This window comes from Suttonella indologenes (genome assembly GCF_900460215.1).
Taxonomy (GTDB): domain Bacteria; phylum Pseudomonadota; class Gammaproteobacteria; order Cardiobacteriales; family Cardiobacteriaceae; genus Suttonella; species Suttonella indologenes.
This window is the reverse complement of sequence record NZ_UHIA01000004.1, coordinates 74,216-86,275: the sequence shown is the minus strand read 5'-3', so window position 1 is coordinate 86,275 and position 12,060 is coordinate 74,216. Positions and strand designations below refer to the sequence as shown.

General features: G+C 50.4%; 10 protein-coding genes. 6 read left to right on the top strand and 4 right to left on the bottom strand.

Features of this window, described 5'->3' with window-relative positions:
• Positions 1-63: 63 nt before the first annotated feature.
• Both DYC63_RS04320 and DYC63_RS04315 read right to left on the bottom strand, forming a co-directional pair.
• Positions 64-1,851, bottom strand: coding sequence for a potassium/proton antiporter (locus tag DYC63_RS04320; RefSeq protein WP_115218118.1), 1,788 nt, complete (start codon positions 1,849-1,851; stop codon positions 64-66).
• Between the two features lie 35 nt (positions 1,852-1,886).
• Positions 1,887-2,306: an acyl-CoA thioesterase gene (locus DYC63_RS04315; RefSeq protein ID WP_115218117.1), complete on the bottom strand. Its 420-nt coding sequence runs from the start codon at positions 2,304-2,306 to the stop codon at positions 1,887-1,889.
• 157 nt (positions 2,307-2,463) lie between these two features.
• Between DYC63_RS04315 and sucC the strand changes: the two genes are divergently transcribed.
• Together sucC and sucD are read left to right on the top strand one after the other, a co-directional pair.
• Positions 2,464-3,624 carry an ADP-forming succinate--CoA ligase subunit beta gene (gene sucC / locus DYC63_RS04310; protein ID WP_115218116.1) on the top strand — a complete coding sequence of 387 codons (1,161 nt, stop codon included), beginning with the start codon at positions 2,464-2,466 and terminating at the stop codon, positions 3,622-3,624.
• 9 nt (positions 3,625-3,633) lie between these two features.
• Positions 3,634-4,506, top strand: a complete 873-nt coding sequence (gene sucD, locus DYC63_RS04305) for a succinate--CoA ligase subunit alpha (RefSeq protein WP_115218115.1) — start codon at positions 3,634-3,636, stop codon at positions 4,504-4,506.
• Between the two features lie 91 nt (positions 4,507-4,597).
• Here sucD and galK read toward each other — a convergent pair whose 3' ends face one another.
• Together galK and DYC63_RS04295 are read right to left on the bottom strand one after the other, a co-directional pair.
• Complete coding sequence (galK, locus tag DYC63_RS04300; protein WP_115218114.1) at positions 4,598-5,740, bottom strand: galactokinase; 1,143 nt, start codon at positions 5,738-5,740, stop codon at positions 4,598-4,600.
• Between the two features lie 207 nt (positions 5,741-5,947).
• Complete coding sequence (locus DYC63_RS04295) at positions 5,948-6,985, bottom strand: UDP-glucose--hexose-1-phosphate uridylyltransferase (protein WP_115218113.1); 1,038 nt, start codon at positions 6,983-6,985, stop codon at positions 5,948-5,950.
• 292 nt (positions 6,986-7,277) lie between these two features.
• On the opposite strand from DYC63_RS04295, the gene mglB reads away from it, so the two are divergent.
• From mglB to DYC63_RS04275, 4 genes are all read left to right on the top strand, one after another.
• Entirely contained in the window at positions 7,278-8,267 is a 990-nt protein-coding gene (gene mglB / locus DYC63_RS04290; RefSeq protein ID WP_115218112.1) for a galactose/glucose ABC transporter substrate-binding protein MglB, read from the top strand.
• Between the two features lie 71 nt (positions 8,268-8,338).
• Positions 8,339-9,874, top strand: coding sequence for a galactose/methyl galactoside ABC transporter ATP-binding protein MglA (gene mglA / locus DYC63_RS04285; RefSeq protein WP_115218111.1), 1,536 nt, complete (start codon positions 8,339-8,341; stop codon positions 9,872-9,874).
• Positions 9,875-9,885: 11 nt separating this feature from the next.
• Positions 9,886-10,896 (top strand): galactose/methyl galactoside ABC transporter permease MglC, encoded by a 1,011-nt coding sequence (gene mglC, locus DYC63_RS04280; protein ID WP_115218110.1) that lies wholly within the window; start codon positions 9,886-9,888, stop codon positions 10,894-10,896.
• A gap of 9 nt (positions 10,897-10,905) precedes the next feature.
• On the top strand, positions 10,906-11,829 hold the full coding sequence (locus tag DYC63_RS04275; protein WP_115218109.1) for an aldose 1-epimerase: 924 nt from the start codon (positions 10,906-10,908) through the stop codon (positions 11,827-11,829).
• The last annotated feature ends 231 nt before the right edge of the window (positions 11,830-12,060 follow it).

Here is a 12,060-nt window from a genome sequence, read left to right as displayed (position 1 = left end):
TCTCCCAATTCGATTATCCTCCCTAAAGGGAGGGATTTCAACCAGTAAGGAAATTTTGATGAATCACAGCATCGGCGGTAAAGGCGGCGGCGTATCCTCTGTATCCGTCTCTTGCGCCGCCTCGCGCCGTTCGGGAATCTTCAAGCCCAGCCATTTGATATAGCCGCGATCGTCCAATTCCTTGATGATGATTTCGCTGTCATTAATTTTTAAAGCATCGCCCGCCACCGGCACATCGCCGAAACGCTCGCGGAACATATCGCCCAGCGTCCGCTCCGCATCCTCCTCGGCAATCTGAAGCCCGTATTCTTCCGCCAATTCGCTCATCCGCACATAAGGCTTGACTTCAATATCGCCGAAAAATTCCTGCTCATTATCGTTTTGCGCATAGCCGGCAAATTGCTGGGCGAAATCCTCGCCCTTATCCTCGGGAAAGATAAACCATGCCACATCTTCCGCCTGCATGCGCGTATTCATACCCACGCGCAGACTTTTACCCTCGCGGATTAAAGCGAAAAGCCGCCCATGCTGAAAGGCTTTCGGACGCGTCAAGGCATAGGGATGGCTGTTTTCCGCCGGCGAACTTTTTTCCACCGCAAAAGACTGCAAATGCATATTCAGCTTTTCGGTCAGCCAAATCGCCTTGCTTTGCAATGGCTCCGGCTGCGGCGGCAGAACCACTTTCAATTTCCGCGCCATCAAACCGATTGTCGTGCCCTGAATCAGCAAAGAAAAAATCACTACCGAAAAGACCACATCAAAAAACAGGCGCGAATTCGGCACACCCGCCATCAGCGGCATCATCGCCAGCGTAATCGGTACTGCGCCGCGCAAACCCACCCAACTGATATAGGCAACCTCTCGTTTTTTAAAAGGAAACCACAGTAGCGAGCTATATACTGCCAGCGGCCGCGCCACAAAAATCAAAAAGGCGGCGATAATCAAAGCATCGAAACTTTCTTCAAACAAACGACTCGGCGTTACCAATAAACCCAAGACCAAGAACATGCTTGCCTGCGCCAGCCAAGCCAAGCCGTCCATCACATTCAACAAAGGTTCATTGGCAGGGCTGCGCGTATTGCCGATGATAATGCCGGCAATATAAACGCTTAAAAAGCCGCTGCCGCCGAGTAAATTCGACAAAGCGAAAGCCATCAAACCGCCTGAAGCAATCATCAGGGCATACAAACCCTCCGCCAAAGCAATTTTGCGCAAAATCCACGCCAGAATTTTGCCTGCTACAAAACCAATCAAGAAACCCAAACCCATTTGCAGCAACAGCATTTTCAAAAAACCTGCCGCACCGCCGCCCTGCGGATCCGTAACTAAAGTCAGCAAAGCGGTCACCAGAAAAATCGCCATCGGATCATTCGCGCCGCTTTCCACTTCCAAAGTCGATAAAATCCGCGAATGCAGGCGCACGCCGCTATTGCGCAATAACGAGAAAACCGCCGCAGCATCGGTCGAACCGACAATCGCCGCCATCAAAAAGCCGAGCTGCCAATCGATTTTCAAGAAAAAAGTCGTGAATAATCCGAGACTGATGACCGTCGCCACCACGCCCCAAGTCGCCAAGGTTACCGCCGGTTTGACGGCGATTTTAATACTGCTCATCTGGGTGCGCAGGCCGCCGTCCAGCAGAATAATCGCCAAGGCAAATTGTCCGATAAAAGTCGCACTGAAAAAGCTGTCGTAAACAATACCGCCGACTCCCTCTTCGCCCGCCAACATGCCCACGCCCAAAAACACCAATAGCAAAGGCATGCCGAAATGCGCGGACAAACGCGTCGCCACGATGCTGACAAAAAATAAAAAAGCGAAAATCAGGAGAATGATTTGAATACTTTGCACGAATTTTCCTTATTGATTACTCTAAAACGCGGTCATTAAGCCAAATGCTCCAATGTCCTTATCGCTTGCGCCACGATTTCAGGTACTGCCTCCGGTCTTTTGCTTTCGGGATTAAGCCACACCATCACCGCCGTCGATTGGGCGCAGCGTTTGCCGGCATTCCAAATTTCGGCATAAACGTCAAAACTGCTCCTGCCCAAACGCGAGATTTTGCTTTTCACGACCAATTCGGCGGGATAAACAATCTCCGCCTCAAATTTGCACTGCATCTCCGCCAAGACAATCATGGGTATTTTACCGCCAATCAGCGGCAGCACATATTGCTCGAAATAGGCAAAGCGCGCGGATTCTAGGTAGCGGAAAAACAGCGTATTATTTACATGTTGATAGGCATCCATATCTCCCCAGCGGATAGTAATGGGGAATTGGTGCCGGAATATTATCTCTTTAGGCATAATATTTCCTGATGAAAAGACGCTATCTTAGCCTGATTTCCCCTATTTGGCGGCAAAATCTTAGAAAAAACGATTTGCCGACGCTGAATGCGATTGGGATATGTTAAGATACGCGAGGTTTTTGTGACCATTCAACCAACAAAATTGGAAATTAGCTATGAATTTACATGAATATCAAGCCAAATCACTTTTTCGTGATTATGGCGTTAGCATTCCGCGCAGTATTTTGGCTAAATCTGCAGAAGAAGCAGTAGCGGCGGCTAAAGAGCTGGGTGGTACGGTTTGGGTTGTCAAAGCTCAAGTGCATGCAGGCGGACGCGGCAAAGCAGGCGGCGTGAAAGTCGCCAAATCTTTGGACGAAGTGCGCAATTACGCTGAAAACATGATCGGCAACACCTTAAAAACCAAGCAAACCGGCGATATCGGCCTGCCGATCAATATGGTCTTGATTGAAGAAGGCTTGGATATCGTTGACGAATTATATTTATCGGCGGTTGTTGATCGCGCCACGCGCCGCGTCAGTTTCATTTGCTCTTCGGAAGGCGGCATGGATATCGAAGAAGTGGCGGAGACCCACCCTGATAAAATCATCAGCGTCAGCGTGGATCCCGCTGCCGGTTATTTCCCTTATGTTGGTCGTCAAGCCGCCTTCGACATGGGCTTGAATAAAGAATTATCCGGACAACTGGCCAAATTAATGGAAGGTTTATACAAACTCTTCATTGAAAAAGATTTGGCGATGGTGGAAATCAATCCTTTGATTGTCACCCGCGACGGCAATTTGCTGGCTCTTGACGCCAAAATCGGCGTGGACGACAACGCCCTTTACCGCCATAAAGATTTGGAAGAAATGCGCGATCGCAGTCAAGAAGACGAGCGCGAAAACAAAGCACAGGAATTGCAGCTCAATTATGTGGCATTAGGCGGCAATATCGGCTGTATGGTAAACGGTGCCGGCTTGGCAATGGCGACCATGGACATCGTCAAACTGCACGGCGGCGAACCGGCGAATTTCTTGGATGTGGGCGGCGGCGCGACAGCAGAACGCGTGAAGGAAGCCTTTAAACTGATTTTGACTTCGCCGGAAGTGAAATCGATTTTGGTCAACATCTTCGGTGGCATCGTACGCTGCGATTTGATTGCCGAAGGCATTATCAGCGCCGCAAAAGAAATCGATTTGAAAGTGCCTGTGGTCGCGCGTTTGCAGGGCACCAATGTGGAATTGGGACGCAAAATGCTCAATGAAAGCGGCTTAGGCATTGAAGCGGCAGATGATTTAACCGATGCGGCAAAACGCGCCGTAGCAGCGGCACAATAAGGAGCAGCCATGAGTATTTACATCAATAAAGACACCAAAGTCATTACCCAAGGCTTTACCGGCTCGCAAGGCACCTTCCATTCCGAGCAGGCGATTGCCTACGGCACGCAATTGGTCGGCGGCGTAACGCCGGGCAAAGGCGGACAAAGCCATTTAGACCGCCCTGTATTCAATACCGTTACCGAAGCGGTACGCGATACCGGCGCTAATGCTTCCATGATTTTCGTACCGCCGCCCTTTGCGGCAGATTCGATTTTAGAAGCCATTGATGCCGGTATTGAAATCATCGCCTGTATCACCGAAGGCATTCCTGTTTTGGATATGATGAAAGTCAAAGCGGCTTTGCAAGGCAGCGCTTCGCGCCTCATCGGTCCGAACTGCCCGGGCGTGATTACTCCCGGTGAATGCAAAATGGGCATTATGCCTGGTCATATCCATCAAAAAGGCAGCGTGGGCATTGTGTCGCGTTCCGGCACATTGACTTATGAAGCCGTACATCAAACCACGCAAATCGGCTTGGGACAAAGCACCTGCGTCGGCATCGGCGGCGACCCGATTAACGGTACCAATTTCATTGACGTGCTGTCTGCTTTTGAAGCGGACGAGCAAACCAAAGGTATTGTGATGGTCGGCGAAATCGGCGGTTCGGCTGAAGAAGAAGCGGCGGAATTTATCAAAGCCCATGTCAGCAAACCTGTGGTGGCTTATATTGCTGGCGTGACTGCACCTCCGGGCAAACGCATGGGACATGCGGGCGCGATTATCGCCGGCGGCAAAGGCACGGCGGCAGATAAATTCAAAGCCCTTGAAGCGGCGGGCGTGGCGACCGTGCGTTCGCCGGCGGACATCGGCGCAACCCTGAAGCAATTGATGGGTGCGTAATAAAGCGCATCATTATCTGCTAATAAAAAGCAGCTCGATTCTTAAAAGAAAAGAGCTGCTTTTTTTGTTGGCGGTCTTTCAAAGATGATGCTTAAGCAAGGACTTGCGCAGTCACGCCTTCTCTCGGCTGGCAAACAAAGATTTCCTCTTTCAGACCGGTTTTGGCTTGATAATGCGCCTCAAGATGCGCGCTTACCGCCTTAACCGCCTCATGCGGCACCAGCGCCACCACACAGCCGCCGAAACCGCCGCCGGTCATGCGCACGCCGCCGCTATGCCCGATAACTTCGTCAATCAATGCCACCATGGCATCTACCGCCGGATGGGTAATCTCGAATTCATCGCGCATACCGGCATGGCTTTCTGCCATCAGGCGCGATAAAGCGCTGATATCATTATTTTTCATTGCCTGTGCTGCCGCCAATGTACGTTGATTTTCCTGAATAATGTAGCGGGCGCGTTTTGCCGCCAGCGCCTCAAGTCCGCCTTTTTCGGCTTCAAATTGCTCCAAACTGACATCGCGCAGGGCTTTCACGCCGAAATGCGCGGCAGCGCTTTCGCATTGTTCGCGGCGCGTATTGTACTCGCTGCCGACCAAGCCACGTTTGACGTGGGAATGAATAATCATCACGCTCAAGCTGTCGGGGATGGCAATCGCCTGCGTTTCAAGACTGCGGCAATCGATTAAAATCGCATGACCTTTTTCGCCGCGCGCGCTGGCAAGTTGATCCATGATGCCGCATTTGCAGCCGACAAAATGATTTTCCGCATATTGTCCGATAAGGGCGAGTTCGCTTTCGTTGAGCGGCAAATCAAACAGCGTTTGCAGGGCTTTGCCTACCGCCACTTCCAAAGCGGCGGAAGAACTCAATCCCGCCCCCTGCGGCACATCGCCGCTAATCGCCATATCCAAGCCCTGCCTAATCGGATAGCCTTTTTCCGCCAATGCCCAGAAGACGCCGCGCACATAATTCGCCCATTGCTTATCCGAGGCAGGAAAAGCGCCGTTTAATTCAAACTCATCATATTCCCGATAATTTTCAGTATATACGCGCACACGCTTGCCGTCGTTTTTTTTCACCGCCGCATAATTGGCGAAATCAATGGCGCAGGGCAGCACAAAGCCGTCGTTATAATCGGTGTGTTCGCCGATTAAATTCACGCGTCCCGGCGCGCGAATCCGATATGCGGGCGCGGTATTAAATATTTCGGTAAAAATAGCGGAGATATCCATTGTTATATTCCTTGTGAATGCGTTTTCAAACGTTAATAGATAAGCAATAAAAGAGCCGAAATCATCAGCTGCTCCAGTAAATACTTAAACCGACGATGCTCGGCGGCGGACGAAAACCTATCTTTAGACACATTTTCTCAAACATAAGGCAAGGCATGTGGAAGAGCCATGCCGCCAATCGCAGCAACGCAGCAAAAACCTCGTCCATTAATCTGCCGTACGATAATGCACATCAGACAATGCCGCCAAACGTTCCGCCGCCTGTTCCGGCGTTAAATCGCGCTGCGCTTCGGCAAGCATTTCATAGCCGACCATAAATTTGCGCACGCTGGCAGAACGCAGCAGTGGCGGATAGAAATGCGCATGCAGCCGCCATTGCGGATGCTCTTTGCCGTCAAAGGGCGCGCCGTGAAATCCCATAGAATAGGGAAAACTGCATTGGAAGAGATTGTCGTAACGCGTGCTTAAGCGCTTAAGTGCCAAGGCTAAATCACTGCGTTGCGAGACATTCAAATCCAAAAGGGTATGCAGAGGAATTTTAGGCAGGAGCAGGGTCTCAAAGGGCCATGCCGCCCAATAAGGTACTACCGCTAGCCAATCCCTTGTTTCCACGACGATGCGTTCGTGACGACGCAATTCTTCCGCCGCATAGTCTTGCAAGAGCGCGCGGTGATGGCGGGCAAAATATTCTTGCTGGGCTTGATGCGCTTTGGCGGGCAAATGCGGCAGAAAATCACTTGCCCAAATTTGTCCGTGCGGATGCGGATTCGAGCAACCCATCACCGCTCCCTTGTTTTCAAATATCTGCACCCATTGGTATTTTTCTCCCAATTCCCGACATTGCGCCTGCCAGACTTCTATCACGGCTTCGATTTCCGGCAGGGACAATTCCGGCAGGGTTTTGCCATGATCGGGCGAAAAACAGACCACGCGACTCACGCCGCGCACGCTGTGGCTTTGAAACAGAGGATGCGTCTCTTCACAATGCTCGGGCGTATCGGGCAAAAGAGCGGAGAAATCATTGGTAAAGACATAAGGCGCGGTATAAACGGGATTTTTCTCGCCGTTAATCCGCGTATTGCCCGGGCAGAGATAGCATGTGGGATCGTAAGAGGGTTTGCGCTCGGTATCGCATTTTTCCTGCTGTCCTTGCCAAGGCCGTTTGGCACGATGGGGAGAGACTAACACCCATTCGTCGGCAAGCGGATTATAGCGGCGGTGCGGATGATCGTTGGGCATAAACATGGCATTCGCTCCTGATATGGAATACACATTATCATGAATAGTATTTCATCAAAAGTCAATGTGGATTTTGTATAAGAAAACTTATTTTTTAAGGGTGTTTTCATGATTTTGCCCACCATTTGCCGCATTAAAACACATGGAAATTCATATAATTGCTTTGGCGTTTAGAAAAAATAGTTTACAAAGCAGTCTGTTTGCTTAAAATTAACATTGTGTCAATGAAGAGATAATTTTCATTGCCGCCTTACCTTTGCGTGAGAGATATTTGTTGAGAAAAACATAGGAGACTTTTATGACATTTCGCAAGACCTTAGCTGTCTGTGTTGCGGCTTTGATGATGGGACAATCTTTTGCTGCCGATGCGCCGAAAGTGGGCGTTACCATCTATAAATACGATGATAATTTTATGTCTTTGATGCGTAAATCTTTAGAGGCGGAAGCGGCGGAGCATAAAACCGCCAAGCTCTTAATGAATGATTCGCAAAATAATCAGTCCGAGCAGAATAACCAAGTCGATGTGATGATTGCCAAGGGCGTGAAAGTGCTGGCAATCAATTTGGTTGACCCTGCCGCAGCGCCGACGATTATCGAAAAAGCGCGCGCCGAAGACATTCCTGTAATTTTCTTCAATAAAGACCCGGGCGAAGCGGCAATCGCTTCTTATGACAAAGTCTATTTTGTCGGCACGAATCCTCAAGAATCGGGCGAAATCCAAGCGGATTTGATTACCAAGACATGGAAAGAAAATCCTGACTGGGACACCAACAAAAACGGCGTTTTGGATTTTGTGCTGCTCAAAGGCGAGCCCGGACACCCCGATGCGGAAGCGCGCACCAAATTCGTGGTCGAAAAACTCAATGCAAACGGCATTAAAACCAATCAGCTGCAATTAGACGCCGCTTTATGGGATGCCGCCAAGGCGAAAGACATTATGCAGGCTTGGCTCTCAGGCCCTTCAGGCAAAAATATCGAGGTCGTCATTTCCAATAACGACGGCATGGCATTAGGCGCGATTGAAGCGATGAAAGCGCAAGGCGGCGTATTGCCGACCTTCGGCGTCGATGCTTTGCCGGAGGCTTTGCAATTAGTGAAATCGGATGTGCTGAAAGGCACGGTCTTAAATGACGGCGAAACGCAGGCGAAAGCGATTTATGCTTTAGCGGTAGATTTAGCAAACGGCAAAGATTTGTCGCAAAGCAGCGTGTACACATTAGACGGCAAGCAAATCCGCGTGCCTTATGTAGGCGTGGATAAGAGCAATTTGGATAAATTTTTAAAATAAGCCTCATCATAAAAACCATTGCGAGGGCGCGGCATCAGCCCGCCCTTTTTTAACTGATAAAGGATACTTTAATGACAGCTCCTGCACCCTCTACCGGCGAGATTCTGCTGACCATGACGGATGTCCATAAATCCTTTCCGGGCGTTAAAGCGCTTGACGGCGTCAATTTGCAAGTACGCGCCCATTCCGTGCATGCCTTGATGGGGGAAAACGGCGCGGGAAAATCGACTTTGCTCAAATGCCTATTCGGTATTTATGCGAAAGACAAGGGCAGCATTGAATTTTTAGGCAATGAAGTCGATTTCAAAACCACAAAAGAAGCATTGGAAAACGGCATTTCCATGGTTCATCAAGAATTGAACATGGTCAAGCAGCAAAGCGTGATGGATAATCTGTGGCTGGGACGCTATCCCATCAAAGGCTTTTTCATCGACAGCAAGAAAATGTATGCCGATACCAAGGCGATTTTCGACGAACTGGGCATCGATATCGACCCGCGCGAAAAAGTGGCGAAATTGACCGTGTCGGAAATGCAGATGATTGAAATCGCGAAAGCATTTTCCTATCAAGCGAAAATCGTAATTATGGACGAGCCCACCTCTTCGCTGTCTGAAAAAGAAGTCTCTCATCTCTTTACCATTATCGACAAACTCAAGCAGCGCGGCTGCGGCATCATTTACATCTCGCATAAAATGGAAGAGATTTTCAAAGTCTGCGATACGATTACGATTCTGCGCGACGGCAAATGGATTGACACGGTACATACGGCCGAAACCAATATGGACGCCTTAGTCGCCAAAATGGTCGGACGCAGCCTGACCCAGCGTTTTCCTGAAAAAGATAATACGCCGGGCGAAATCGTGCTGGAAGTGCGGGCATTAAGCGCGAAAAACCAGCCCTCGATTCAAAACATCAGTTTTGAACTGCGCAAAGGCGAAGTTTTGGGCATCGGCGGCTTGGTCGGCGCCAAACGCACCGACTTGGTCGAAACCCTATTCGGCATCCGCGAACGCGGCAGCGGCGAAGTGCGGATAAACGGCAAAGCGGTCGCCAACAGAAGCCCTGTGGAAGCGATTAAAAACGGCTTTGCCCTCGTAACGGAAGAGCGGCGCAGCACCGGCATTTTCGGCGGTTTGGACATCAGCTTCAACTCCCTGATTGCCAATATGAAACACTATGAACATAGCGGCTTTTTAGACAATAAGGAAATGCACAAAGACACGCAATGGGTCATCGACTCCATGCACGTCAAAACCCCCTCACAAAGAACGCGCATCGGCTCGCTCTCGGGCGGCAATCAGCAAAAAGTCATTTTAGGACGCTGGCTGCTCACAGGGCCGGACATCCTCATGCTGGATGAACCCACGCGCGGCATCGATATCGGTGCTAAATACGAAATATATCAAATGATTAACGAACTCGCCAAACGCGGCAAAGCCATCATCATGATTTCTTCCGAAATGCCCGAACTGCTGGGCGTAAGCGACCGCATCTTAGTCATGAGCGCCGGCAAAGTCGCGGGCATCGTCAATACCGCAGACACCTCGCAAGAAGAAATCCTGCACCTTTCCGCCAAATACCTATCTTCTCCAATTGCTGACAGTTAAAAGGAATTATCATGAACGCATCCGCCTCCAACAAAGCTTTTACCTTCTTTAAAGACTACGCTCTGTATTTTGTGCTGCTGATTCTGTTGCTTACCATCGTCTCCAAAGACACCAGCTTCCTCAGCCTGACCAATTTCAGCAACATCCTCACCCAATCCTCCGTGCGCATCATCATCGCCCTTGGCGTGGCAGGGCTGATTTTAACCCAAGGCACCGACTTATCCGTGGGCAGACAAGTCGGCTTGGCCGCCGTGGTTGCCGCCACCCTCCTGCAAGCCACTACCAACGTCAATAAAGTATTCCCCGAACTGGAAACCCTCTCCATTCCGCTCGTCATCATCCTCGTCTGTGCCATCGGCGCCATACTCGGGCTATTAAACGGTATCATCGTTACCGTGCTGAACGTTACCCCCTTCATCGCCACCTTAGGCACCATGCTCATCGTCTATGGCATCAACTCCCTGTATTACGACTTCGTCGGCTCCGCGCCCATTGCGGGATTCGACGCCGCCTACTCCAGCTTCACGCAAGGCTATTTCAAAATAGGCGGCTTCAAACTCTCCTACATCACCATCTACGCCCTCATCGCCATCATCATCATGTGGACCATCTGGAACAAAACCCGTTTCGGCAAAAACCTCTTCGCCATTGGCGGCAACCCTGAAGCCGCCCGCGTTTCAGGCGTCAACGTTACCCTCAACCTACTCGGCATCTACACCCTCTCGGGCGTCTTCTACGCATTCGGCGGATTCTTGGAAGCCGGACGCATCGGCTCGGCAACCAACAACCTCGGCTTCATGTATGAAATGGACGCCATCGCCGCCTGCGTCATCGGCGGCGTCTCCTTCAGCGGCGGCGTGGGCAGTATTATCGGCGTCGTCATCGGCGTCATCATCTTCACCCTGATTAACTACGGACTCACCTACATCGGCGTCAGCCCCTACTGGCAATACATCATCAAAGGCAGCATCATCGTCCTTGCCGTTGCCATCGACTCCCTCAAACACGCCAAGAAAAAATAAGGAAAGCCCATGTTCAACGTCTACATCCGAACACAAAGCATTATCTTGGAACACAAAAATCACGCGAGGGCAGAAATCCTGTCCTTCGGCGCCCTCCTGCACGCCTACGCCCTTTTACAAAAAAACGGCGAATGGTTCAACGCCATACAAGGCTACGAAAACCCCGAACAAGCCCGCAGCAATATCACTCAAGGCTTTCGCAGCGCCAAACTCAGCCCCTTTGTCTGTCGCATGAAAAATGCCCGCTACCGCTTCAACGAACAAGAACACCACTGCCAAAAACACAATCGCAAAGGCCATGCCTTGCACGGACTCATCTACGACCAAGACTTCCAAATCGGCGAACAATACGCAGACGACAACAGCGCATGGATTGAACTCCATCACCACTACCGGCAAAACGAAGAAGGCTACCCCTTCTGCTACCGCATCGACATCCGCTACACACTCAGCGCCGAAGGACTGGAAATCGCCAGCACCGTCAGCAACAGCGGAACAGAAGCCATACCCATCGCAGACGGCTGGCACCCCTACTTCCGCTTGGGCGAACAAGCCGACACATGGCAACTCTACATCAACAGCCAAGAACAACTGGAATTTGACCAAGATCTGCTGCCCACAGGCAAACGCATCCCCGACCAACGCTTCAGCCGCGCCAGCCTCATCGGCGACACCATGCTGGATAACAGCTTCGTCCTGCAAAACCACGACGGCGCCGCCTGCCATTTAGAAAACGCGCAATTCCGCCTCAGCCTCTACCCCGACGACAGCTACCCCTACCTGCAAATCTACATACCGCCGGAACGCCAATCCATCGCCCTGGAAAACCTCAGCGGCGCACCCGACTGCTTTAACAACGGCATGGGATTGCACATCCTCGCCCCCAACAGCCGAAAAACCTTCCGCACCCGCTATCAACTCAGCGAAAAATAAGCAAAAAAGATTGCCGCACAATGCGGCAATCTTAATATAGTCAATTCATACAAAATTAATGTTTTTCAATTTGGTAGGTCGGATACTTGTATCCGACATTACTTAAAATATAAATTTTTCGGATTCAAGAATCCGACCTACTTCCTTATAAATTAATAGTTTAGATATTTATATCCAACACAATTTGTCATGCGAGTGCTTTCTGGCATAAACACCTAAGCTAAGGTTAAA